The following is a 23,707-nucleotide window of genomic DNA, read 5'->3' as shown; positions in this document are numbered from 1 at the left end:
TAATGCCTGTCCTTTCTCGATGATTGTCTGATTTATTTTCTTGTTTTCTAGTTTAGCATAAGGTTTCTATCAGTTCCCATAGTTCGTATCTGAATTTGTCGAATTCCACTGGTGAATTCACAGATACACGAAGGGTTTAAAGGAGAGGAAACATATTCGACCAGAATCGATTTAATTCTGACCGATACTACTACTCAATCCTGACATACCATTAATTTATTACCATCGGGATCCTTAAACACAAAGAAGTGATCATGCTCAATTTCTGTGACTAGCTCGACATCATTATCCTTCATAAACTGATACGATGCATGAATATCATCTGTACCAAACTGAATAACAGGGACATTTAATGCAGCAATTTCCCCATTTTCGTCCCGCCACATTGGCATCGTATCCAAGATCATCCCAGCTCCATCCATTTTGGCTACAAATAGATGCTCAAACATCACTTCACCATCTTCAATTCCTAACATTTTTGAATACCAGTCCTTCGCTTTTTCAATATCCCTTACTGGTATAAATACTAGATTAATCTTGTTTTTTATTGGACTTTTCATTAAAGTCCCTCCCTTTTAGGCAGTTAAGAAACCAACATGGCTGCCGAATGCGCAGCCACCATCTACCATGAATTTTATTTTTCCATATAGCAAATTTGAGGTTTTGCGGACACCAGGGACCTTATTTCACACAAATACAGTCAAATAACCATGATATATGAAATAAGGGCTTTTGTGTCCGGATAACTTCGAGAAGGTTACTTTTATATAGAAATAGCGTCTCCCGTGTCCGCTAAAATCAAGTTAGAGAGGTATTTTCATACAAAAGTATAAATTCCTTCTTACTGCATAGGTGCAACTAAGGCAATTCGCCTAAAGGCTTGCACTCCAAAGTACAAGGGGTTCTAAGAAAACAAGTACGCTTTCATAAGAATCCCTTTAACGAATGCCAAGTTTTCTAATTAATCCTATATTTTTCTTTAAATACGGGACTTAATTCACTCCATACATCAAACATATTTCCGTCCAAGTCTTGAAAAACAAAGTTTTTACCAGCATGACCTCTGTCTTCTATTTCACCTACTGTTATTCCTTTTTCCTTAAATTCCCTATGTAATGATGTTAGTGTATTCATTCCATTTACTTCAAATGTAAGTGAGAAATGTTCCTTGCCACCAATATCGTAAAAGTTAGCACTTTGTTTTTCGCTAGACTTAACTAGGAAGATGCTTTGATTAGCTAAATCTAGTATCGCCTTTTCCTTATCTTGATAATTAAGTACTGCACCAATGTTTACATACCATTCGGCTGCCAATTCAATATCCTGTACTGGAATATATGATGTCCCGACTCTCATTAGACTCCCGTTCATTTACATTCCTCCTGATAAATAAGTTAATATCCCTATTATCTATTCAACAAATTTTAGCAAATTCCTTCTATAAGTTATTTAGAAAATTTATCGTTAAAGAGATTCTTATTACGGCCATTTTTACTTTCTAAACTGCCAAAAAATCCTTGAAAAGTGATACTCCCATTCAAAGGTTTTTCTTAAACTATATATCTACAACTTCCTAACAGCAAAGTTATCCTGCAAAACTGCCCAATTTTGTGGGAATTCGCTTCCAAGCACCCAATAACTGGGTCCCCTAAGGCCATATTCCTTAATCGTATCGTATTTAGCCTGAACACTACGTGCATCCTCAAACCATACTTCGTGTTTTTGTCCAGTCTCGTCAACATAGGTAAAAAAAGGAGATTGATATGTTTCATCATATTGAATGGCCACACCATATTCTTCTGCCAACTGAACTGCTTCTTTTGGACTTACTGTTGTGGCAATCGTTCCTTCCACCCACGGAATCTCCCAATCACGTCCATATAAGGGAACTCCCATTAGAATTTTTTCACGAGGAATTACCGTTACCGCATAATCCAGCACCTCACGCACTTCATTAATTGGGGCAATCGCCCATGGTCTGCCACCGGCCCATCCCCATTCATAGGTCATTACAATGACAAAATCGACAATTTCCCCATGGGCAGCATAATCGTGAGCTTCATAAAGCAATCCCTCTTGATCAGCTGTATCCTTTGGTGCCAATGCTGTGGAGACCAGATACCCTGCTGGATGTAACCGTAACACTACACGTCGTAAAAAGTTACTATAATTCTCCCGGTCTTCTGGATAAACATATTCGAAATCAAAATTTACTCCTCTATAGCCCTTTAATTCCATTAAATCTAACAGATTAGTAATCAATGTATCTTGCAAACCTGGATTACGAAGGATATTGGCTACCACATCTGAATCAAATCCATCACCTGTAATGTTTGTCAGTACTAAAAGCGGGGCCACATTAGTCGCTCTTGCCGCCTCCAAGACTATTTGATCCTGTAATTCTGTGAGTGTTCCATCAGCTGTAATACTGTAGGTGAATGGTGAAAGATAGGTAAAGTATCTTCCTAAGGCTAGAGCTTCCTGTCCGCCCTGTTCATTTAACTGAGTAGTATAAGCGTTCACTTCAGCTACCGGCTTATCAGCGGCCGGAATACGTAACGTTTGACCAGGAAAAATTAACCCCGGATCTCCCAAATTATTTGTTTGAATGATTTCCTCAGCAGTTACATCATAGCGTTCGGCAATCGACCAGATGTATTCACCAGCTTTTACGATGTGAGGAAAATAAGGAAGCTCCAGCATTTGGCCAACATAAATTAGTGAAGGATTCGTGATATAATTAACCTTCGCCAGTTCCTGAACGGACACATCAAACATATTTGCAATCGCCCATAAATTGTCACCAGCATTAATAACGTATTCACGGTTCGGATCAGGGATAATAAGTGACTGCCCTACTACAAGTGTATTAGGATTATCCAATTGATTAAGTAATTCAATTTGATTTATTTCCGAACCATAGCTACGGGCTATCTGCCAAAGTGAATCACCACGTTCAACCACATGAATTTGCATTTGCTCTCCCCCAATTTGTTTGCATTACTACATATCATCGTATTCATCAGATGATTGTCCTAGTAACAAACTGGAGCGAAAACTAAGCATTTTCATGATTAACATAGTGATTACTTTTGTTTAACCTTTCGAATTACAAACCTGCTCTTAGGTATTGGCGGCATTCTCACCAAACTAAAGTTTAAATTTTGCTTCGGAACCTGATAATCAATTCGGTTCGCTAAAAAATCCAAGCTTACTTTCATACCTTCAATCGTTATCCACTCACCGGCACAGCGATGTCCAATATCGTATTCCCCTCCACCTTGTGGAATAAAATTAAACGGACTGCCTTGCCAACCCCTGAATCGCTCTGGTCTGAATTTTTCAGGCAGTTCCCATAAGTCCTGGTCATAATTCGTTCCATAAATATCAAGTAACACAAGGGTTCCATTCGTAAAATTATACCCATTCCAATTAAAATCACTTCGTACTTTCGCGCCTAAAAATGGACCAAATGGATAAAAGCGGCGGACCTCCTGTACAAACATGTGGCTGTATTCCTCACTATCTGTCTGCAATTTGTCTTTTGACTCGGGGTGATTATACAATGCTAATGCACTAAATGTTACATAACGAGCTATCGCTACTATTGGCCTTATAATGTTGAGTAATTCTACCGCTGCCATTTGTATGTCCATCAGTTTTCCATCTAAATTACTGTGCCATGCCATTGCATATAAAGCTGTATCCTCATGGGGCATTAACTGACCTTGACGAACCTGTTGAATAACCCCTCGAATCCATTGCTCAGACCTGTTACGTGCTTGTCTCCCTCGCCAATGTCTGGGTCCAAAGGCTCCAAAAGCATCTATCATTGCTGAAAGGTCAGTAGTCCGCTGTTGTAATTCTTTTGCCCACAATGGTACGCCAGCCCATTCACAAGCGATGCGACACATAATTTCCCTGGTAGCATCGAACAGCACCACTTCTTTTTTTTGCTCCCAGTTTTCAATAGCGATTTGCCACTGTTTACTAGTTATTTCGATAAAATCATCTATGCGCTCTGGTGTCATTAATGACATAAATAACTTTTTCCGATGTTTATGTCCTACTCCATCTAGTGTTTGCACACCGTTTTCTCCAAGCAATGTTTTTTGGATTCGCTTTGGCGCTGCCCCTTGTCGCCGGAATTTTTCATTATCATAGAATACCTCTGCCGCCTCTTTTCCACCTATACAAATTACTTTTTTGCCCCCCATCAAACGTGTCTCAAAAATATCTGATTGGAATCTGATCCGTCTATTTATAATATATCTATACCCTTCTAATAATAGGTCCAAGCTATTATCCAAGCCTTTTTCACGTGGAATTGCCATCAGCCTTTCTCCTCCCTTAACTTAGTCGTACCTATAGATGCTATTTTTCTTTAAATTATAAAATTTATTCCTTTGTAATTTTTAAGGTATAATTAAATTTGAGGTGATCATATGGCGCGCGAACGTAAATTTTCCGACAAGACATTATATAATGCCGCAAAGCATATACTTTTAAATAATGGCTATGAAGGGTTCACCTTTAGTCTGTTAGCAGATAAGTTGAAGGTGTCCAGAGGTGCATTATATAAGTATTATGAGAATAAAGAAGAGCTAATTATGGATTACATGATTTTTGAAATGAACCGATTTTTAGCTGAGTTGAAAGAGATCGACAATTATGATCGGTTCGATTCACAATTTGATTTTTTGATTAGACTTATGTTTAAACACAATAAAATACATCAGGTACTTGGGTTTTCATACCAGATCACTGCAACCATCAGTAAAAATATAAAAGTAAAGAAAGTACATTTAGAAAAACTTCATCTGGAAATGTATTCCGTTCTTCAGAGCTTTATCCAGCAAGGTCGAAAAGAACAATTGTTAAATCCATCCATAAAAGATGAATTACTTTTAGGTTTTATTTTTCAATCGGTTGATATCCCTAATCATTCCGAAATTCCTCAAACGGAGTGGGTTAGATCTGTTAAAGAATTAATAAGTCATGGAATGTTCACAGATAAGTAATTGACGTTCGTGTCTTGTTGATTAATAATAAGAGTACTTCGCTATCGTTTTTTTTATTACCAAAAGTGACACAAGCGTTACTTTATTCTTTTTTTAAAAAGGAGAAATAAAGCATGAAAACATTTATACACTATATTACAGATCGTGTTAGCACCAAAAAAGGAATGTGGATTACTGTTGGAGTTTGGCTCATTTTATCCATGTTATTAGCGGTGTTTGCACCCAGCGCAAAGGATTATGAGGTATCAAGTATTCAAACGCTACCTGACGACGCGCAATCTATTATTGCCAAAGAAAAGGTTGATAAATACTTTGAAGACAGTGACGGCACGCCTGCCTTACTGGTCTTTCAGGCAAGTGAAGGTGAAGTGGAACAATCTGAGCTTGGAGAGTTTTTATCAACTATCAAGGAAGAAGACATTAAAGGCGTAAAGGAAATCGTTCCACTAACTAAATTACCACCTCAGGCAGCTGAAAGTTTCTTTTCTGATGATGGAACTACTGCATTAATACCGCTGACTTTTGATGGTACTTTGGAAACTACGGAAATTAAATCATCATTAGATACGATCTATACGTTAACAGAGCAGAATACGGATATGAGTTTATATGTAACAGGGCCGGCAGGAATTGCCACAGATACAAATGACTTATTTTCCAGGGCGGATATTGTTCTTATTTTATCAACTGTTGGAATTATTTTAGTATTATTGGTTGTAATTTATCGTTCACCATTGCTTGCATTAATTCCATTATTAGCAACAGCATTTGTCTATGAAGTCGTCATGCAAACGTTAGGTCTAATGGGGAAAGCTGGATTAATCATGACTTCTCAGTCCCTTTCGATAATGACAATTCTCTTATTTGCAGCGGTTATCGATTATTCGTTATTTGTTTTCTCGCGATACCGAGAGGAACTGAAGAGTTATGAGAATAAACAAGAAGCAATGAAACTGGCAATGCGAGGTACAGGTATACCTGTGTTTTACTCTGGGGCTACCGTTTTAGCCGCCATGCTAATCCTTTTCTTCGCTGAGTTTGGTGATTATAAAAACTTTGCACCAACCTTTGGTACAACAATCTTTATTGTCATGCTTGCTTCTGTCACACTTGTTCCAGCATTGTTTGCTATTTTTGGAAGAAAGTCTTTCTGGCCAGTAATTCCACGAGTTGGAGATTCACAAGTAAAATCAAGTTCCCTTTGGAGCAAGGTTGGTCGGTTTGTTACTAGAAAGCCAATTATTTCAGTCACAGCTATTAGTATCATTTTGCTTGTTTCAGCAAGTAATATTTTTAATATAGAATATGAGTTTAATACATTAAAGTCTTTCCCTGAAGATATGCCTTCCAGAGAAGGTTATGAGATTCTCGAAGAAAAGTTTCAGCCAGGTGACTTGGCACCAGCGACTGTTCTATTTGAAACAGAGAACACTATTTCCGAGGACAGCAGGAGAGAATTAGCAGAAGACCTGACAGATCAGCCACTCGTGAATAATGTTCGAGTCAACGGTACCGCTGATAATGAGTCAGTTATTTCCTACAGCATGACGTTTGCAAAAAATCCATATTCAGTAGAAACAATGGATGCATTAGAAGAAATCCGAAATGATTCAGAGCAAATTCTGGATGAAAGCAATCTTAGCGGCGAGCTGTATTTTGCAGGTGAAACTGCTTCGTCTGTAGATGATCGTTCCATCAACAACCGAGACCTGCTCGTAATTGTTCTGTTAGAAACACTTCTGATCTTTATCATGTTAATCTTCTTGACGAGATCAATTAAGATGCCTATTTACATGATGGGAACTATCTTAGTATCGTTTGTTGCAGCGTTAGGTTTAGGTGTCTTTCTAAGCAGTTTATTCTTTGATATAGGTACAATCAGCAACAGGGTTCCACTCTATTCCTTTGTGTTCCTAGTCGCATTGGGAATTGATTATAATATTATTCTTGTTTCGCGATTTATGGAGGAAAGAAAACATCATCCTGTCAAAAAAGCGGTAGAAATTGCTGTTGCCAATACAGGTGGCGTTATTTCATCTGCCGGGCTAATCTTAGCAGCCACTTTTGCCGTGCTGATGACACAGCCGATCCAATTATTATTTGTGTTCGGGTTTATCGTGGCCGTAGGAATTCTACTCGATACTTTCTTGATACGAGGTGTATTAATGCCAGGATTACTTGTTTTGTTTGAAAAAGATAAATCAGCTGAACCCGTTAAAGATAGCTCAAATTAGTAAAATGAACACCTATCATGTGGGGTTTGCATGATTTAACGGAATGAGGATCCGGTTTACTGATTTGGCCGATCCTCATTCCGTTATTTCCTTGGCAGATAAGAAAGTATAAATACTTTCTTACTGCATAAGTGCAACTAAGGCTTTCGCCATTAAGGCTTGGCGATAAGCCAAGTTTTCCGCTATTTGTCATTTTTGCCTCAAATTTGGCTGATTTTCTACTTATAACGGAACGAGGATCCGTCTCACGCTTATCAGAGCACCTTTTCTGCTATTTAGCGGAATGAGGATCCACATCGACTAATTTTGATTTTAATTTACCCCACAGCCTTTTCAATTAAATGGATAATCCAATTGATCTTTGTTAGAATCAGCATAGGATAATCTGTCGAGGGGGAATCATAATGAAGATTGTATCAATTGAACCAACACCAAGCCCTTATTCTATGAAAATAAACGTGGACGAACAGTTAACTGATGGACAAACAGAAAATTATAAACTAAATGACGACGTTACCCATGCTCCTGATTATGTACAGGAACTGTTTACTGTAAACGGGGTCAAAGGCCTTTACCGTGTCATCGATTTTATCGCACTTGAACGCAATCCACGCGTTCCATGGGAGGAAATTTTGCCGGAAGTTCGTACCGTATTAGGATCATCTGAAGAGAATTCAGATAGTTTAACAAACGAAGCTGCTTCAAGTGATGAAAATTTTGGGGAAGTAAAAGTTTTTATCCAAAAATTTCGGTATATCCCTATGCAAGTGAAACTGGAAGAAGGGGATAATGAGCACCGCTTCGGACTTCCTGAACGGTTTATGAACGCCACAATGGAAGCATCTGTTGCATCTGAAAATATGTTAATGGAAAGAAAATGGGTAGAACAAAGCCCGCGTTATGGCGATGTGGAGGAAATTGGTCAAGAGGTTGTTGATGAAATAGAAGCAAGCTATGACCCTGAGCGTGTAGCAGAGCTAGTTAAACTCGCAAAAGCAGATGAAACAGCCAGTGATCAGAAGTCAGCTCCACGCAAGAAGGTTACGCTTAACATGCTTGATAAGCCAAACTGGAAGGATCGTTATGCCGCACTGGACAGGATGGATCCCATTGTTGATGATCTTCCTGTATTAGATAAAGCACTTGATGATGAGAAGGCATCTGTTCGTCGTCTTGCAACAGCATATTTGGGTATGATTGAAGAACGTGAAGTACTTCCATATTTGTATAAAGCACTCCAAGATAAAGCAGTAAACGTACGACGCACTGCAGGTGATTGTTTGTCAGACTTAGGATTCAAAGATGCAATCCCTGAAATGATCAAATCACTAACTGATAAAAGCCGCATTGTCCGTTGGCGTGCAGCTATGTATTTATATGAAGTTGGTGACGAAACTGCCATACCTGCATTAAAGCAAGCTCTGGAGGACCCGGAATTTGAAGTGCGTATGCAAGTTAAGATGGCTCTAGCCCGGATTGAAGACGGGGAAGAAGCCAAAGGGTCCATTTGGCACCAGATGACTCAGGCAACGAAACAGAAATAATCTAATTAAACAAAGGCCTGGCCGGTGAGAACCCACGTCCTGTGTTGTCACCGGCACTAGTATGTCCTATACATCGGAGCTGGCTGTTGATCACGGCCAGAAGAATGTACTACTACTGTCATGTTTTTTACCATCGACTACCACAGAATTTACCACTTGTTGCTACCGCATTTACCAATGGCATAACGCTTTGGAAGATAAAGGCATGCTAAATTATCATTGTTTAACTGATAAATTAGCCTTTCGCATTCAACAATAGCATTAAAAAAGTTCATACACCAAGCATATTATTTTTCATTTAACATTGAATACTTTCGATAAGCCCGATAGAAACTGCTGCCAAAGAAAACAACCATAAGTACGGGAAGAGACCTCAAAAGGACAAATGGAGTTTCAAATAACAGTGCCTTCCAAAACAATGAACCTTTCATACTCCAAAGACCTTCAGTTAAATATAATCCCGAATCCTTGTAAATCGAATAAGAAAAAAACAAACACAGCATACCCAACCAAAATGAATACCCCATTAATCTTTTATAATAATTACCCTTTGATTGGCGGTCCGAGAAGATTTCAATTTGATCATCTTCTTCTTTTTGCCAATACTGTTTTCCACCCAGCCGGTACCCCACTATATGGGTCCAACCAAAATCTTCATATATCGCTTGGTATTCCTTGAACTTTTTCTTTGGTAAATAATCTTGATAATCAAGTCGCATAACATATCTATTGTCCGTTTTTTTGAAAGTGTATATCCCCAATCCACTAATATTTGTACAGCGATAGCCCTTTTGCAGTTGCTCGTTTAGCCATTGCTCTTCTTTTTCAATATCAAAAAATACCTTAAATATCTTCATTTGATTCACTTCCTTCATACAAGGATAAAATATGCAATAGCCTTTCCTGTTCCATTTTCAAAATGGCGCTTCCTTCTGTAGTTATCATATAAATTTTTCTCCGACCTGAATTTCCAACAGGTTCAATCCAACCATGTTTATTCAAGTTTTCAATCGCACCGTATAATGTACCAGCCGCTAAAATAACGGTACCATTACTTATTTTTTCTACCTTCTGCATTACGGCATAGCCGTGGAGTGGCTCACGTAGAGCTAATAAAATATAATGCATGGTTTCAGACAACGGCAATAATTTATGTTTCATAATCTCATCCTTTACTCAGTTTAACTATATAGTTTAACTTAATAATAATGTAATACAGTTCAACTGAATAGTCAACAGCATTTTTTAAGTTCATCGAAGGAACTTAAAGTAAAACCTTTAAAATAGGCAAAAATTTAATCTAAAAAAGTCGATTTCCTTTACGTAGGGAAATCGACTTTTTATGTAATCTTATTCAATTAAATGACCCTATTGCTGAAGACTAATCTTATTGAAAATCAATCAAATTTGTACCACAAGTATAACATTTTTGATTCCAAATACTATGTCACGGATGGTATATTTCATTGGTTGTCATTAGCTGTAGCTGATTCTGTAGTCCAGTTATCCACAGCGCTCAATATTAGGTTTCCTAAGAACCGATAAAACTGCCACCAGATTCCACATCTGATGGCAGCTTTTCTTATTAACCATAGTTCGGAATTGAATTCTTCCTTTGCAATTCATTAATTGCTTCACAAAGTAGCTCCTTATTAAAATCAGGAAAATAAGCATCTGAAAAGTACAGTTCTGACATGGAGGATTGCCATAACAGAAAATTACTTACTCTTTTCTCTCCTCCAGTGCGAATTACAAGTTCCGGGTCTGGCAGATCCTTCGTGTATAAATATTGCTGAATCATTTCTTCACTCACATTATCCCATGCTGTATGCTCGTTTTGGACCTCTTGAATTACTTTTCTGACCGCCTGGAGGATATCCGCTCTACCTCCATAATTAAACGCGAAGTTCACGATAAGCCCATCATTATTTTTTGTTTCTTCGACTGCCTTTACAAGTGCCTTCCTCGTTAGTTCTGGTAGATCTGCCATGTTTCCGGAAATTAGTATCTTTATATTTCTTTTCATAAATTCAGGCAACTTTTGATTAAAAAATTTTACCGGTAAGTGCATTAAATAGCTAACTTCATGCTTTGGTCGTGACCAGTTTTCAGAAGAGAATGCATACAATGTAAGTATTTTAATATTTAATTCTATGCTGGCATCAATAATTTTTTCCATTGTCTTTGCACCTGCAAAATGACCTTCACTCCGGCTGAGCCCTCTTGCTTTACCCCACCGGCCATTTCCATCCATCATAATGGCGACATGTTTTGGTACATATGAATTCATCTGCTCTCCTCCTTAAGTTCAAGTTCCTGCAGCTTTTGTGTTACCTCTTGCTTCATGAAGTTGAAGGATTGCCATGAGCCTTCAGACCGTCTCTCTGCCCACTCTATTCGGTTAGCCAGAACATTTTCCAATTGCGGATATTCTGGATTTTTTTCATATAATTCAATTAACCCATTCACACCAGTGTAGGATAACGAATTCAAATAGTGTATATCTATTTTTTCAGTACGTTCATAGCGTTCCAGGTTGTTATCGACAATGATTTTTTCAATATGGATAACATTTAACCCTGTATAAAACAATAACCCTACAATTAAGTAAAAATGAAGTAATGATAAGCGTTCGACCCACACTTTAATTAGCGTGTAAGCAAAAATTACGATCAAAAATACCATAAATGCATGTGCAAGAATCCGGTCCAATGTAAATCCATATGCCGCTTCATACATACTTAAACGTTGGTACGCGGAGGCAAGCATAACACAGCTTACTCCGATTAGCAGTGAATACATAATTTTAATGGTTATCTTCAATGATTTACGTTTTTCATCTATTAGTTTTAAACAACTTATTAATATCGTCCAGTTAATTAAAGTAACAATCATCAGCTCAAAAAACCCTCGCCTTGCATATTCGGCAAATGTTAAGCCCTCCTGTAACCCATTACTGAAAAAGTACTTAAATTGAATCGCTGCAAATAGAACGTACACAGAATTAAGTAGAACCAGAATAGTTATTGCTGTAACACTGTTCCATCGTACATTCCATTCTTCTGTATCATAATCAGATGCTTTTGGATTCGGCCGTCCCTGCAGAACCTGAAAGACACCAAAGAATACAAAGGTCAAAACGATTACAATTACAAAACGAAAGGCTCCTTCCAGAAAATTAAGCTGTACGATATAGCGCGGGAAGCGTAACACGATATCCTGAAACACAGCATCAGCCGACATTAACAGCCCCGTTATAAGCAAAAGCAGCGGAAGCCCAATTATTACCCCGATTAAAATCCGCTTCACCGTTTGTGCTGTTTGTTCATCCATATTCTTAAACACTCTTCTAAACCCTTTATTGCAAAAAGATGAGCTGTATTTGATCCCCTCACCAAGTTTATTTGTCAGTAAAGTCACGAATACTGGTGTACTCCACCTCAATTTATTTGGGCTTGTTATTAAGACAATATGGAAAAAGACTAACACCGGTATAATAAAACTATTAAGGCTATAGAAAAGGAAATTATCGTACAACAGATAACTTGCAGCCAACAGCCAGATAGCCACCATGACAAGCAGGCCAATCCTTCGATGGGTAAATGTAAGACGAAAGCGAAGAAACACAACAGCATATAATCCAGCGATAAACACCAGATAGGAAACCCCTATACTTCCATGAAAAAAACTAAGCTCCGCCAGAATCCCCAACCCTAAGCAAACAAGCAAAAACAACCAATCTTTTTGTTGAACTTTAATATCCATAATACCCCACCAATACAATGTTATTCTATATACATCGAAATTCTATGTACATAGGTAAAAAAATATATATCTTATCAGGACTGACTCCACAAAAGACCATCAGCCCATTTATACAGATACTTTCTTTCCCCACCGATAACCAACCATACTGACGGGATAAAGAAATGCAGTAAAAACAATACACACTACAATAAACCGAAAACTTAAAAGCGGCTGAAACCATGTGTACGGAATAATTTTAAAAATGATTAAGTACATCAGTAATATGTTTGGCACAATTGAAAAAAGAAACGTTTTTTGCATTAATCTGTATCCACCATGACCAAATTCTTTTCCTATTTCATAGCCTATAAGTCCCCAGAACATTATGTATAACAGCATAATAATTAAAGGTATATTTATCAGGTTTTCCCAAATTAATTCCGCCCAGTTCCAATGAAAAATATTGTAGCTGAGAGTGAGCAGAGCCCCGCCAATAAATATCCCAGCATTAATGATGACAAATAACCATTGTGTTCTTTTGGGCGTAATTATTGTTTCTTGCTTCCATATTTGAGCTATTTCCTGAGGTGTCCCCAACCTTTTAACCAATTCACTATATAGATTTTGATCATCAATGGACTCTTCCTGCAGCATTTCAAATACATGCATTTCATAATCTGCCAGGATCTCCTGCTTATCGGGGTGATTCCCGATTTCCTCAGATAACTCCAGGAAGAACCTTTGATCTTTTAACGTCACGATTCATTTCTCCGAATCAGGTTGTTCATTACCTGAACGTAACGGTGCCATTCATTCGTTCGTTCATCAAGAATTTCCTTGCCTTGGGACGTAATACAATAATATTTACGGGCCGGGCCCTTTTCCCGATTTTCCCAGTAATAATCAATGTATTCCTGCTTCTCCAACTTATGAAGCGCAGGATATAACGTTCCCTCTTTTATTTGGAAATGATGGTCACTTCGCATGGCCATCTCTTTAACCAGCTCATAACCATACATGTCTCGTTCATTCAACAATTGCAGAACAAGCAGGGACGTACTCCCTTTCACAAGCTCACGATTAAACATGTCTTTTCACCTACCTAGAATTATTAGGTATCTATACTATATAAAATTAATCTTTATTTGTAAAGGCGAACAGGTTATTTTTTTCAAATACGCCTTAGGGCTTATTATAAAATATTACTCAGGACGCTTATCATGGTTGAACGTAATCTTTAAAATTACCTTATATAAAACGATGAGGAGTATTTCATGATGAAAAATAAAAAGATCTATATGCTATTAACAGACACTGGCACACTATTTACAAGAATGATAAAGCTATACACAAAGAAACCATTTAATCATGCATCAATAGCTTTAGATGAGAATCTGATGGGAGTCTATAGTTTTGGAAGAACAAGTCGAAGAAACCCTTTTTTCGGTGGGTTTGTTAAAGAAAATATTTCGGAGGAGTTGTTCACGAATGCCAAGTGTGCCATTTATTGCTGTACAGTCAATGACTATCAGATCAATAAAATGAATGCCTATATACAAAAAATAGAATCTCAAAAAGAAATCTATCGTTACAACCTGTTAGGGTTAGTTGCCATTATGCTAAATAAGAAGTTTAACAGAGAAAATGCCTTCTTTTGCTCGGAGTTTGTCGCTTCCGTGTTAATGGAATCTGACAACTTTAATTTCGAGAAACCACTATCCTTAATAACCCCCCATGATTTGCAGAAGGAACCTGCCTTTCAGTTAGTATATCAAGGGAAACTTGCTGATTATACCAAGCCGGGATCAGATTCTATCGCCTAAAAAACTACCATCCAATTCAAAAATATGGATGGCAGTTCTTAATCTAAATTTTAGCTTATAAGTGCGGTTAATTGGCCATCTCTCTCTTCCTGTTCACTTTTTGAAGCCAAATCATACTTTTTAAAAAGATGTAATAATTCGTTTAGTGTTTCCTGCGAACGGTCCTCATCCAAAAAGTGATACAATTTTTCGGTTAAATCCTCTGGCAGAAATTCCTCTTGACTCTTAAGTTTCTTTACAACAGATTCCTGTGAATGATCGATATTACATACTCCCACTTAAATCACCCTCCGTTCGAATTATATTGACTCTCCTTCCAAGGTATCTAATTAGCTAGGATAAATCAACTTGAGGATAATTCGACAAATACTGGGTAGTGACAGGCTCCGATTCTTGACTTCTTTATGTTATATACTTTATAATTATCTTTAATTCAGAATAAACTACCGGAGAGAGATGGTATTATGAATAGGAATTTATCATTAAACGCTTTTGTAGTATTGATGCGGGCTTCAAAATCAGTTGAGGAGCGTATTAAGAAAGATATAAAAAGTTATGGTGTCAGCATCACTGAATTTACAATTTTGGAAGCTTTGTATCATAAAGGTGACCTAACTGTAAATCAGATTTGTGATGCAGTACTGATAAATAGTGGTTCCATGACTTACGTAATTGACAAGCTACAGCAGCGAGGTCTGTTGGAACGGATTACCAGTGAAGAAGACAGAAGAGTTATTCATGTTCGAATAACGAATCAGGGAAAAAAACTGATGGATGATATCTTCCCACAACATGAGAAGGTAATAGAGAAGGTTTTTGAAGATGTAAGTCCTGAAGAACTGGAATCAGTTATCGATATTCTAAAAAGAATAGGCTTAGAAAGTGTGAAGAAAAAATAAGCTGAAATCGAAAGGAGAAATACAATGAAACATATATTCCAAAAAGGAAATGACCAATCGAAACCAACACTACTACTACTGCATGGCACTGGAGGGACTGAACAGGACCTGCTTCCGCTAGCAGGAGAGGTTGACAAGGATGCCAATGTGTTAAGTGTACGCGGAAATGTTTCTGAAAATGGTATGCCACGCTTCTTTAAAAGATTGGCTGAAGGTGTATTTGATGAAGAGGACTTAATCGCTCGTACAAAAGAATTAAATGAATTTCTCGATGAAGCAGCAGAAGAAAATGATTTTGACCGAAACAATATAATCGCGATTGGATATTCAAATGGCGCAAATATTGCAGCAAGCTTATTATTCCATTATCAGGATTCGTTAAAAAGCGCTATTCTTCATCATCCAATGGTTCCAAGACGAGGAATTGACTTGCCAGATCTTTCTGGAAAAAATGTATTTATCGGCGCAGGGACAAATGATCCAATCTGTCCGGCACAGGAGTCAGAGGACCTTAAGTCATTATTTGAAAATGCCGGTGCAAGTGTTGAACTCCATTGGGAAAAAAATGGTCACCAGTTAGCATACAGTGAAGTAGAAGCAGCAAGTAAATGGTATCAAAATATATAAAAAAGAAACCGTTCTGCACGTATATGGCAGAACGGTTTTTTAATGGCTCTATTCTTAGGTTTATACATTTCGCTTTCCGCCCGTAGCGAATCCAGATGGCGAGACGAGAGTTTATAGAGGTTATTCCAGCAGTTAGTTCGCAGTTTATATCAATTACGTGTTAGATTCACCTATTGATAATGAACGTTCTAAACAACCTACCCTGTTATTATTCGTCTTTAATGTAGAGAATTTTAGTTTTGTCCCAGCCTCTTTTGTTTGCTAATTAAACTGTTATTATCTTGCTGAAATATATGCTAATTCGTATGATACTTCTATTGTTATTAGCATCTACTACTTCAAAACTGAATCCGTTAATTTAAGAAAACAGCCTTATTAATTTAGGATCAATTGTATTGTATTCCCAGATGGATCTTGTGTTATATAATGATCTGATTCTTGCTTCACATCAGCTCCAACCTGCTTTAATTGGCTAATTGTTTCTTCCCTGACTTTTTCATTTGGATAAACAAGTGTAAACCAATTCATTCCTGCACTGTTCCTGGATGGAGCTTTAGCACCTTCCCCGTTCCATACATTTAATCCAATATGGTGATGGTAATCACCGGTCGATGTAAAAAGTGCACCAGGATAAGTTGTAACAATATCGAATCCAAGGCCATTCTTGTAAAATTTCTCTGTTTCAGCCAAATTAGCTACATGCAAGTGAATATGCCCCATTACGGTTTCATTAGGCAAACCATTCCACTCTTTCTTACTTTCTGCAAGCAGACTTTCCCCATCTAAAGGTTCGGTAGCCATCGCAACCTTCCCATCTGACCAACTCCATTCAGATGAAGGCCGATCACGATATACTTCAATACCATTTCCGTCTGGATCATTAAGATAAAGTGCTTCACTAACATAATGATCAGAGGCCCCCAGGCGTGTTCCTGTCTGAACGATATGATTTAAGAACGAAGAAAGATCCGCGCGACTTGGTAAAAGAATCGCAAAGTGAAATAATCCAGTTTTCCTATCCTCTTTTGGCACAACGTCAGCTGGCTGTTCTAATGTTAACAAAGGCGTTTTTCCATCTGCTGTTAACACCGCTTTACTGTCTGTTTGATCTAGTACATTGAATCCGATAATATTTTGATAAAAAGTAAGTGCTTTTTCCAGATTTGTAACATTTATATTAACCTCACCAACATATATGGTTGGCTCCTCGAAGAATTTCTTTTCCATATTATTTGTTCCTTTCCATTACGCTTTATAATTACTATTAAAAACTAAGTTACTTTATGTAAGTAATTATATATAATAAATCCGTTTATGTCAACCTCGCCTTTAACTATTAACGTTAAACGCATAACACTTTATCCCTCTATTCATTTTTCGTATACTTTAATAAGCAAATCCCAACTGAACTGAAAAGGGTGAGGGTCTATGATTGTAAGAGAACATAGAAATGAATTTTTCATGATTGAACAGGAGCATCATGCCTACCTATCAGGTGAAATTGCTGCAAACCTTAAAGAATCACTGATTCCTGAAAAAGAATTCAGGGAGTCTGTTGAATATGCTATTTATAAACATGATGATGGCTGGAAGTTGTTAGACAAACAGCCTTTTTGGAATGACCAAAAACAAGCACCGTTTACATTTGTCGATTTTCCTGTTCTGCCTAAGACTGTATTTTATAAGCATGGTATTGAGGAAGTTGAAAAGGTTGATAGCTATGCAGGACTTTTATGCAGTAAACATTATTCCCGTTTTCTCCTTGATGATACTTCCAAAGAAGCTCAAGTTTTTGTACAACAAGAAGAAGAACGCCAGAAGCGGATTATCCAATCCTTAACAGATTTTGATCAGGATGCATTTAACTTCCATTATGGCTTGCTTCAGCTTTGTGATAATTTGTCTTTATATATTTGCTTGAATGAACCTGGTACTCCAAAAGAAAAGGAACATCCTTTTTTTCAGAAAGGAATTCCTGTTTCCTCCTCTATTGACGTGTTTAACCGCGAAAAATTAAACTTTCGCTGGGTGGATGAGAATACCATTTTAACGGATAAACTTCTTTTTGACAGGCCATTAACGATTACGTTACAGCAAAAAGTCGTCAACAAGAACTCCATCTCAAAAAAAGGATTAATTGAAAGTTATCACGAGGAACCCACCCAACAGGTTAATGTTAAGTTAGTACGTGATACGAATTAGTAAAGGAGCTGCCAGAACAGCTCCTTTATAATCACTCAGATTCCTGTCTAGCCGGAATCTGACCATCACTTTCCGAGTCCATATACAATCTTCTGCTTGGTATAGCAATGGTAACTCCTTCGTTCTCAAGAATCTCCAGTATTTTAAAGTTTAATTCTTCTCGTACGTTTAAATAGTTTCCCCAGTCAGTAGTTTTTGTAAAGAAATATAACAAAATATCTAATCCATATTCTTTATATTGATCAAGGGAAACAAAAATAGTTTCCTGATGAATTTCGGAGTGTTTTTTAAGTAAATCCTCAATTTGATTGACAACTGTCTCAATTTTTTCGCGAGGATTATCGTAAGTCACCCTTAAATAAAACATTATTTGCCGTTTATTCATTTGACTCCAGTTCGTAATTGATTCATTTGCTAATGTTGCATTAGGAACTGTGACAAGTGCATCAGCAAAGGTCCTTACTAATGTGCTGCGGAATGTAATATCTTCAACGACACCTTCAACACTATCTGTCTTAATCCAATGTCCGATTGTAAAGGGCTTTTCTGTAATAATAACAATTCCGCCAAATAAATTGCTGATAGCATCCTTTGCTGCCAGGGCAAAGGCTAGTCCTCCTAAACCAAGTCCAGCAACGAAACCACTTACATTATACCCAAACTCCTGAGCAATCACACTAATGCTGATTGCTACAATAATAAACCGCAGCGCCTTCGATAGAAACGGAATCAGTATATCGTCAATATCAATATCAAATCTCTCTTCAATCTTGAAAAAAAGCAGCGATGATGAAGCGGAGAGATTATACAACCCCCAACTTACCATAAAGATAACAAAAGACCTTATGATGTTCTGGAATAATGGATTCGCCTGTTCCAAATAAGGAAAGTAATCAACGGCTACATATATCCCTATAATAATAAACAACCATCGAACCGGCTTCTCAAACGCGATAAATATATAAGAAAAGAAATCATTCGGTGCTTTCTTACTCAACTTTAAAAGAAGCTTGAATACATACTTTGCGAAAATCTTCCTAAAGATTAAAAACAATAAAATAATACCAATTGAGATTGCAATATCTTCTACTACTTCATATGAAAAAAACAGTTCCCAAGACCATGTCATAACAAAACCCCGCCTCCTTTACCATTCCTATAATAACATAGCAGCTTTCCATTCATCGAAGTATTAAATAACCAACCACTAGTAATCTTGTGGTTGGTGTGTTAAATATCGCAGCCGATATGCATTCATTGCAGTCTCCCCTAGGGTATCAAGCAGGTTGTGATTGGCGTAAGCCCCAACTATTGCACCAAACCCCGGGACCAGTTGAAGCATTTTGACTAAATCAATATAATCCCGATATTCCTGCTGGAAAACCCGCCAGTCCATATCAGCTAGCTTTCCCTTTTCTGCTTCCCAATTCTCGATAATATGAAAAGTTTCTTTTCGTTTATCATCACTTGAAAAGGCAAGCTGGAAAACATGAAGTATGAACAAACGCTCCTCGTATTCATCTGTATCGTAACCATAAACAGCAGCAGCTTCAAACAAGAACTTCATTTTAATCGATAAAAGTAATGGGAAATCAGCAAGTCCCAGAAAAATGCCACCTGCACCTGTTCCTGCCCCCTCAATAACCGCTGTTTTTCGATAAGAGGCGAGCTTTTCCTGAAGGATCTCATCCCTCTTATAAAGACTCAGTCCAGCTGGCTGTTTTTTCTTTGTTGTAATATTTGAACCGACTAAGGTTGCCTTAACCATATTTTTAATACTATCTGTTATGATTTTATGGGCCCGCTCTGGGATCAAGCCATTAACTTTTGTTTGTGCTTTTTTTGATAGTTGATTTATCAGACCTGACTGTTTCAAGACTTTTTTCCGCCACGTTTGCAGATCTTCATAAACCTTCAATTCATAGTCTGTCATTTTCAAAACCTTCCTTATTCAACCTATAGTTAAGTATACGTTTTTTTGATGAAAAGGATTCAGTATATGAATTCCCCTATAGGAAAAAGGTCTACATTTTTCTAATTTACTGTTAAAACGTAATTAATTTAAGTTATGATGTTAAAGTTGCTACCCACACTAATCAAAGGAGAGAGAAAAATGAATGGAATTAGTCACGCTACAATTGGAAGTGGAATCGGCCTTGCAGTAGGGATTTTCTCAAGCGCTGACTATGTAACAATAGGATCCTTAACATTAGCTGGCGTTGTAGCTGCACTTGTGCCAGACCTGGATACAGGGGGAAATTTAGCCAAAAAGATCTCATTTTCGCATAAACTATTACAAAACGTTATGATCTTAACTGGCATTATAATGATGATCTATTCTTGGGTTAACGGAATTGGAATTGAAAAGCTAATTGGTGTTGGGATTGGCTTTACCGTAATTATCCTTTCCAAAATGGTTTCGCAAAAAATGATGCTTTTATTAACTGGTCTAGGTGCAGTTTCATTGGGAATTATGCTCAGCACATTGTGGATAACGCTCAGCGGTACCTATGTCGCTGCAGCTTCTTTATTACCTCATCGTTCATATACACATTCTTTAATAGGTCTTTCCTTTTTCAGCTATATCGCTCATTTATTTTCGTTAAGTGTACCTGTTGAAAATATATTTATTGTTTGTGTTTTAGGTTATATCAGTCATCTAATTGCGGATATGAAGCTCATTCCCACAAATAAACGCGGTATCCCCTTATTATTACCATTCCCTTTGAAGTTCTGAAAAAGGCTGTTTTCTAAAAAGTTTGGACACAAGCACCGATGCGACATTATCGTGATTTTCTTTGATATTTGATTAGATGAATGCTAATCCATGCTGCGGAGAAATACTCGATTGATGAGTGACCTTTTCATGGCATTTGAACTAATTTCGAGTCCTCATAACCTTTTTATAAAACAAAATATAAATAAGAAAGCGCCTATACATTTACTGTACAGGCGCTTTTACGAAATTTGTGGCGAAAGACCATGTGTTCACATCCACATGAATTGCATTGTCCTTCGTCTTACACAAATCAGCTCATCGCAAATTCAAGTGTATCATTATTACCGATACTAGTCACTTTAAATTATATAAATCAACTCTCAATATCTCGCTTATTGTATCCAATAAACCCAACAATTAACAGACTGATGGCGATTATAGTCAGGATGATAACCGGCATAATGCTCATATCTTCTATCGGAAGTTGCGGAATATGACCAAATGGAGAAAGATTTCCGACCCACTCCGGGAATTGGAATATCCCTCCTAAATAAAGAACGATAAATGAATAAAATACGTATAACCAAATGAAACTAATCCACTTTGGTGCAAAGCCTATAAGTAACATCGCAATACCTATTACTACTAACATCGCCGGGAAATATACGATAGCTGCTCCGTAAACCATCCCTAAGCTAAGCCCTTCCTCCATAACAGCTTTTCCAGCACCCCAGAGACCAAGTGCAGAAAGAGAAATCATAACAAATGCATTCACAACTGAAATGACCAAATAACTAGCCATAAGTCGTGTACGTGAAACGGCCCTGCCAAGTAAGTGCTCAATACGACCTTTCTTCTCTTCACCATAAAGTTTATTCATGGCCATCACAGGAGGAACCGTTGACAGCAGTGCCATAATAATCATTAGCTTGGGAATAAACTGTTCCGTTACAGAAAAGCCTTCCTTAGAGGCTAACATTTTTTCCAGCATTTCATTTCCTTCAAAAAATGATTCCAAATCACCGAAAATAGATCCATAAGAAAGGCCCATTAAGAGCATGCCAATCGCCCAGGAAATTGTTCCAGTTCGCTGCAGTCTAAAGGCATGACCTATAGGGCTTTGGAGAAGTGTAGCAGCATATTTTCTGCCAGGCCTCGATGGCAAAAATCCAGCTTCTAAATCACGGATAGCATTTAAATAGTTTGCCAGAATAAATAGAATGATAGATGTACCAATCAACAACAGAATCGGCCACCAATTATTCGAGGAGTATGCCTCAGTCGAAGTGACCCACCCTAAAGGCGAGAATCCTGACAACATTTCGTTGCTCACATCACCAATAGCACGTACAAGGTAAGCGATTATCAGCACTGTTATTGAAAATCCAATCGTCCCACGAGAACTTTCCGAAAGCTGTGCGAACAAACCCGTAACTCCTGCAAAGAAAATACCGGTTGCACCTAATGCAGCACCATATAGTAAAGATCCCTCTAACCCCATACTTTCTATACCTAGCGCGTACAGTCCCAATCCAGTTATTAAAGCCAACACAACATTCGTTACACTTAAAACAAGCAACGTTGCATTTAAATTAGAAAGACGTCCAACTGGCAGGGAACGAATCATTTCAATACGTCCATCTTCTTCATTGGCTCGGGTATGGCGGGTTACAAGCAGGATACTCATAAGCCCAACAACTAATGCCGTCATAAGCAGCATCTGGTGTGTATTCATGGCCCCAAGTGTATAGTTCACTAAGTTACCAGGACCTACCATCGCTGTCATCGCAGGATTCATCATTGTTTCGGCCATAACATCTCTATCCTCTTGAGAAGGGTATAAACTAGCGAAAGCCGGCGGTACTATTAGTGTAAAAAAAGATATTCCGATTAGCCATAAAGGTATACGGAAGCGATCCAGCCTTACAATTAACTGCGAAAGTCGCCCGGTTTTATTATACAGATTACCAGCCATTAGGATACACCACCTGCTCCCGTCTCTGTTTGCCCCTCTCCCTCATAATGACGCATAAACAAATCTTCTAATGTTGGTGGTGCACTTTCCAGTCTCACAACGCCAAATTGACTGACATGCTTAATTACAGCATCTAACTCTTCCGAATCTACCTGGAATGAAAAAGCTTCATCTTTTTCTTCAATATCATGAACACCTTTTAACTCGTTTAACAATGTTATTGGTTGCTTCGTTTCGACAAGCAAATTCGTGCGTGTTAAATGACGTAACTCACTTAGTGAGCCCGTTTCAATAATCTTACCCTGACGAATGATGCCAACCCTGTCACATAACTTTTCCACTTCAGATAAAATATGACTCGAAAGCAGGACACTCTTGCCTTCTTTTTTAATATCCATTACACATTCCTGAAAAACCTGTTCCATCAACGGATCAAGTCCTGATGTCGGCTCATCCAGAATATAAAGATCCGCTTCTGACGAAAATGCAGCAACTAATGCAACCTTTTGACGGTTTCCTTTTGAGTATGTTCTGCATTTCTTTGATGGATCTAAGTCGAACTTTTTGATCAGTTCTTCGCGTTTACTCTTATTATTACCGCCACGCAATTTCACAAAAAGATCAATAACTTCTCCGCCTGTTAAGTTCGGCCACAAGTTCACATCCCCCGGAACATACGCAATACGTTTATGAATTTCAACAGCGTCTGCCCATGCATCCTTGCCAAAGACCTTAGCCTCGCCTTCCGTTGCCTTTAAAATACCTAGCAATACGCGAATGGTGGTTGACTTCCCCGAACCGTTTGGACCAATAAAGCCGTAAACTTCTCCTTCATTTACGTCAATGTTAATGCCATCCAATGCTGTGAATTTGCCAAACTTTTTTGTTAGATTAGTTACTTTCAATAAGCTCATAT

At 37.8% G+C, this 23,707-nt stretch carries 24 protein-coding genes; 8 read left to right on the top strand and 16 right to left on the bottom strand.

Translation table 11 applies throughout. The features are described from left to right. Positions 1 to 194 precede the first annotated feature (194 nt). The 4 genes from BLS02_RS16040 to BLS02_RS16025 all read right to left on the bottom strand — a co-directional run bounded on the left by BLS02_RS16040 (position 195) and on the right by BLS02_RS16025 (position 4,334). Entirely contained in the window at positions 195 to 560 is a 366-nt protein-coding gene (locus BLS02_RS16040; RefSeq protein ID WP_092494046.1) for a VOC family protein, read from the bottom strand. Between the two features lie 397 nt (positions 561 to 957). Then, positions 958 to 1,371, bottom strand: coding sequence for a VOC family protein (locus BLS02_RS16035; protein ID WP_092494045.1), 414 nt, complete (start codon positions 1,369 to 1,371; stop codon positions 958 to 960). 192 nt (positions 1,372 to 1,563) lie between these two features. Continuing rightward, positions 1,564 to 2,976 (bottom strand): LysM peptidoglycan-binding domain-containing protein, encoded by a 1,413-nt coding sequence (locus tag BLS02_RS16030; RefSeq protein ID WP_092494044.1) that lies wholly within the window; start codon positions 2,974 to 2,976, stop codon positions 1,564 to 1,566. A gap of 110 nt (positions 2,977 to 3,086) precedes the next feature. Further along, complete coding sequence (locus BLS02_RS16025; RefSeq protein WP_092494043.1) at positions 3,087 to 4,334, bottom strand: CYP152 family fatty-acid peroxygenase CypC; 1,248 nt, start codon at positions 4,332 to 4,334, stop codon at positions 3,087 to 3,089. Positions 4,335 to 4,445: 111 nt separating this feature from the next. Between BLS02_RS16025 and BLS02_RS16020 the strand changes: the two genes are divergently transcribed. From BLS02_RS16020 to BLS02_RS16010, 3 genes are all read left to right on the top strand, one after another. After that, on the top strand, positions 4,446 to 5,021 hold the full coding sequence (locus BLS02_RS16020) for a TetR/AcrR family transcriptional regulator (protein WP_092494042.1): 576 nt from the start codon (positions 4,446 to 4,448) through the stop codon (positions 5,019 to 5,021). Between the two features lie 113 nt (positions 5,022 to 5,134). Beyond that, positions 5,135 to 7,255: an MMPL family transporter gene (locus tag BLS02_RS16015; protein WP_092494041.1), complete on the top strand. Its 2,121-nt coding sequence runs from the start codon at positions 5,135 to 5,137 to the stop codon at positions 7,253 to 7,255. A gap of 404 nt (positions 7,256 to 7,659) precedes the next feature. Continuing rightward, positions 7,660 to 8,799 (top strand): conserved virulence factor C family protein, encoded by a 1,140-nt coding sequence (locus tag BLS02_RS16010; protein ID WP_092494040.1) that lies wholly within the window; start codon positions 7,660 to 7,662, stop codon positions 8,797 to 8,799. A 287-nt stretch (positions 8,800 to 9,086) separates the two neighbouring features. Here the strand turns inward: BLS02_RS16010 and BLS02_RS16005 are convergent, their stop codons facing one another. The 6 genes from BLS02_RS16005 to BLS02_RS15980 all read right to left on the bottom strand — a co-directional run bounded on the left by BLS02_RS16005 (position 9,087) and on the right by BLS02_RS15980 (position 13,634). Further along, positions 9,087 to 9,656: a DUF2812 domain-containing protein gene (locus BLS02_RS16005; RefSeq protein WP_092494039.1), complete on the bottom strand. Its 570-nt coding sequence runs from the start codon at positions 9,654 to 9,656 to the stop codon at positions 9,087 to 9,089. Next, positions 9,643 to 9,960 (bottom strand): PadR family transcriptional regulator, encoded by a 318-nt coding sequence (locus BLS02_RS16000; protein WP_092494038.1) that lies wholly within the window; start codon positions 9,958 to 9,960, stop codon positions 9,643 to 9,645. Before BLS02_RS16000 ends, BLS02_RS16005 begins: the two co-directional genes overlap by 14 nt. A gap of 424 nt (positions 9,961 to 10,384) precedes the next feature. Next, positions 10,385 to 11,089: an isoprenyl transferase gene (locus BLS02_RS15995; RefSeq protein ID WP_092494037.1), complete on the bottom strand. Its 705-nt coding sequence runs from the start codon at positions 11,087 to 11,089 to the stop codon at positions 10,385 to 10,387. Further along, entirely contained in the window at positions 11,086 to 12,564 is a 1,479-nt protein-coding gene (locus tag BLS02_RS15990) for a DUF4153 domain-containing protein (RefSeq protein WP_092494036.1), read from the bottom strand. Before BLS02_RS15990 ends, BLS02_RS15995 begins: the two co-directional genes overlap by 4 nt. A 108-nt stretch (positions 12,565 to 12,672) precedes the next feature. After that, entirely contained in the window at positions 12,673 to 13,305 is a 633-nt protein-coding gene (locus tag BLS02_RS15985) for an HAAS signaling domain-containing protein (protein ID WP_092494035.1), read from the bottom strand. Then, positions 13,302 to 13,634, bottom strand: a complete 333-nt coding sequence (locus BLS02_RS15980) for a PadR family transcriptional regulator (RefSeq protein WP_092494034.1) — start codon at positions 13,632 to 13,634, stop codon at positions 13,302 to 13,304. The genes BLS02_RS15985 and BLS02_RS15980 overlap by 4 nt, the downstream gene beginning before the upstream one ends. A 186-nt stretch (positions 13,635 to 13,820) precedes the next feature. Between BLS02_RS15980 and BLS02_RS15975 the strand changes: the two genes are divergently transcribed. Further along, positions 13,821 to 14,369, top strand: a complete 549-nt coding sequence (locus tag BLS02_RS15975) for a hypothetical protein (RefSeq protein ID WP_254788797.1) — start codon at positions 13,821 to 13,823, stop codon at positions 14,367 to 14,369. A gap of 50 nt (positions 14,370 to 14,419) precedes the next feature. Here the strand turns inward: BLS02_RS15975 and BLS02_RS15970 are convergent, their stop codons facing one another. After that, on the bottom strand, positions 14,420 to 14,647 hold the full coding sequence (locus BLS02_RS15970) for a group-specific protein (RefSeq protein ID WP_092494032.1): 228 nt from the start codon (positions 14,645 to 14,647) through the stop codon (positions 14,420 to 14,422). 186 nt (positions 14,648 to 14,833) lie between these two features. Here BLS02_RS15970 and BLS02_RS15965 point away from each other — a divergent pair, with 186 nt between their 5' ends. Further along, positions 14,834 to 15,268 carry a MarR family winged helix-turn-helix transcriptional regulator gene (locus tag BLS02_RS15965; RefSeq protein WP_092494031.1) on the top strand — a complete coding sequence of 145 codons (435 nt, stop codon included), beginning with the start codon at positions 14,834 to 14,836 and terminating at the stop codon, positions 15,266 to 15,268. A gap of 24 nt (positions 15,269 to 15,292) precedes the next feature. Further along, a complete protein-coding gene (locus BLS02_RS15960; RefSeq protein ID WP_092494030.1) occupies positions 15,293 to 15,895 on the top strand; it encodes an alpha/beta hydrolase in 603 nt (200 codons plus the stop codon). Between the two features lie 375 nt (positions 15,896 to 16,270). Here the strand turns inward: BLS02_RS15960 and BLS02_RS15955 are convergent, their stop codons facing one another. After that, positions 16,271 to 17,122 carry a VOC family protein gene (locus tag BLS02_RS15955; protein WP_092494029.1) on the bottom strand — a complete coding sequence of 284 codons (852 nt, stop codon included), beginning with the start codon at positions 17,120 to 17,122 and terminating at the stop codon, positions 16,271 to 16,273. Between the two features lie 201 nt (positions 17,123 to 17,323). Here BLS02_RS15955 and BLS02_RS15950 point away from each other — a divergent pair, with 201 nt between their 5' ends. Beyond that, positions 17,324 to 18,097 carry a DUF3891 family protein gene (locus BLS02_RS15950; RefSeq protein WP_092494028.1) on the top strand — a complete coding sequence of 258 codons (774 nt, stop codon included), beginning with the start codon at positions 17,324 to 17,326 and terminating at the stop codon, positions 18,095 to 18,097. Positions 18,098 to 18,128: 31 nt separating this feature from the next. On the opposite strand, the gene BLS02_RS15945 is transcribed toward BLS02_RS15950, so the two are convergent. Together BLS02_RS15945 and BLS02_RS15940 are read right to left on the bottom strand one after the other, a co-directional pair. Next, positions 18,129 to 19,226 carry a mechanosensitive ion channel family protein gene (locus BLS02_RS15945; RefSeq protein ID WP_092494027.1) on the bottom strand — a complete coding sequence of 366 codons (1,098 nt, stop codon included), beginning with the start codon at positions 19,224 to 19,226 and terminating at the stop codon, positions 18,129 to 18,131. A gap of 78 nt (positions 19,227 to 19,304) precedes the next feature. After that, positions 19,305 to 20,030: an EcsC family protein gene (locus BLS02_RS15940; protein WP_092494026.1), complete on the bottom strand. Its 726-nt coding sequence runs from the start codon at positions 20,028 to 20,030 to the stop codon at positions 19,305 to 19,307. Between the two features lie 180 nt (positions 20,031 to 20,210). Between BLS02_RS15940 and BLS02_RS15935 the strand changes: the two genes are divergently transcribed. Beyond that, positions 20,211 to 20,834: a metal-dependent hydrolase gene (locus BLS02_RS15935; RefSeq protein WP_175559513.1), complete on the top strand. Its 624-nt coding sequence runs from the start codon at positions 20,211 to 20,213 to the stop codon at positions 20,832 to 20,834. A gap of 355 nt (positions 20,835 to 21,189) precedes the next feature. On the opposite strand, the gene BLS02_RS15930 is transcribed toward BLS02_RS15935, so the two are convergent. After that, positions 21,190 to 22,791, bottom strand: a complete 1,602-nt coding sequence (locus BLS02_RS15930) for an ABC transporter permease (protein WP_092494024.1) — start codon at positions 22,789 to 22,791, stop codon at positions 21,190 to 21,192. Beyond that, complete coding sequence (locus BLS02_RS15925) at positions 22,791 to 23,705, bottom strand: ABC transporter ATP-binding protein (protein WP_092494023.1); 915 nt, start codon at positions 23,703 to 23,705, stop codon at positions 22,791 to 22,793. The genes BLS02_RS15930 and BLS02_RS15925 overlap by 1 nt, the downstream gene beginning before the upstream one ends. Positions 23,706 to 23,707: the final 2 nt, after the last annotated feature.

The organism is Virgibacillus salinus (assembly GCF_900102415.1).
In the GTDB taxonomy this organism is placed as follows: Bacteria; Bacillota; Bacilli; order Bacillales; family Amphibacillaceae; genus Lentibacillus; species Lentibacillus subterraneus.
This window is presented reverse-complemented; position numbering and strand designations above follow the sequence as displayed.

Excerpts from the sequence above, each read along its gene's own strand:
- BLS02_RS16040 (WP_092494046.1), bottom strand. The coding sequence starts at position 560 with ATGAAAAGTCCAATAAAAAACAAGATTAATCTAGTATTTATACCAGTA.
- BLS02_RS16035 (WP_092494045.1), bottom strand. The coding sequence starts at position 1,371 with ATGAACGGGAGTCTAATGAGAGTCGGGACATCATATATTCCAGTACAG.
- BLS02_RS16030 (WP_092494044.1), bottom strand. The coding sequence starts at position 2,976 with ATGCAAATTCATGTGGTTGAACGTGGTGATTCACTTTGGCAGATAGCC.
- BLS02_RS16025 (WP_092494043.1), bottom strand. The coding sequence starts at position 4,334 with ATGGCAATTCCACGTGAAAAAGGCTTGGATAATAGCTTGGACCTATTA.
- BLS02_RS16020 (WP_092494042.1), top strand. The coding sequence starts at position 4,446 with ATGGCGCGCGAACGTAAATTTTCCGACAAGACATTATATAATGCCGCA.
- BLS02_RS16015 (WP_092494041.1), top strand. The coding sequence starts at position 5,135 with ATGAAAACATTTATACACTATATTACAGATCGTGTTAGCACCAAAAAA.
- BLS02_RS16010 (WP_092494040.1), top strand. The coding sequence starts at position 7,660 with ATGAAGATTGTATCAATTGAACCAACACCAAGCCCTTATTCTATGAAA.
- BLS02_RS16005 (WP_092494039.1), bottom strand. The coding sequence starts at position 9,656 with ATGAAGATATTTAAGGTATTTTTTGATATTGAAAAAGAAGAGCAATGG.
- BLS02_RS16000 (WP_092494038.1), bottom strand. The coding sequence starts at position 9,960 with ATGAAACATAAATTATTGCCGTTGTCTGAAACCATGCATTATATTTTA.
- BLS02_RS15995 (WP_092494037.1), bottom strand. The coding sequence starts at position 11,089 with ATGAATTCATATGTACCAAAACATGTCGCCATTATGATGGATGGAAAT.
- BLS02_RS15990 (WP_092494036.1), bottom strand. The coding sequence starts at position 12,564 with ATGGATATTAAAGTTCAACAAAAAGATTGGTTGTTTTTGCTTGTTTGC.
- BLS02_RS15980 (WP_092494034.1), bottom strand. The coding sequence starts at position 13,634 with ATGTTTAATCGTGAGCTTGTGAAAGGGAGTACGTCCCTGCTTGTTCTG.
- BLS02_RS15975 (WP_254788797.1), top strand. The coding sequence starts at position 13,821 with ATGATGAAAAATAAAAAGATCTATATGCTATTAACAGACACTGGCACA.
- BLS02_RS15965 (WP_092494031.1), top strand. The coding sequence starts at position 14,834 with ATGAATAGGAATTTATCATTAAACGCTTTTGTAGTATTGATGCGGGCT.
- BLS02_RS15960 (WP_092494030.1), top strand. The coding sequence starts at position 15,293 with ATGAAACATATATTCCAAAAAGGAAATGACCAATCGAAACCAACACTA.
- BLS02_RS15955 (WP_092494029.1), bottom strand. The coding sequence starts at position 17,122 with ATGGAAAAGAAATTCTTCGAGGAGCCAACCATATATGTTGGTGAGGTT.
- BLS02_RS15950 (WP_092494028.1), top strand. The coding sequence starts at position 17,324 with ATGATTGTAAGAGAACATAGAAATGAATTTTTCATGATTGAACAGGAG.
- BLS02_RS15945 (WP_092494027.1), bottom strand. The coding sequence starts at position 19,226 with ATGACATGGTCTTGGGAACTGTTTTTTTCATATGAAGTAGTAGAAGAT.
- BLS02_RS15940 (WP_092494026.1), bottom strand. The coding sequence starts at position 20,030 with ATGACAGACTATGAATTGAAGGTTTATGAAGATCTGCAAACGTGGCGG.
- BLS02_RS15935 (WP_175559513.1), top strand. The coding sequence starts at position 20,211 with ATGAATGGAATTAGTCACGCTACAATTGGAAGTGGAATCGGCCTTGCA.
- BLS02_RS15930 (WP_092494024.1), bottom strand. The coding sequence starts at position 22,791 with ATGGCTGGTAATCTGTATAATAAAACCGGGCGACTTTCGCAGTTAATT.
- BLS02_RS15925 (WP_092494023.1), bottom strand. The coding sequence starts at position 23,705 with ATGAGCTTATTGAAAGTAACTAATCTAACAAAAAAGTTTGGCAAATTC.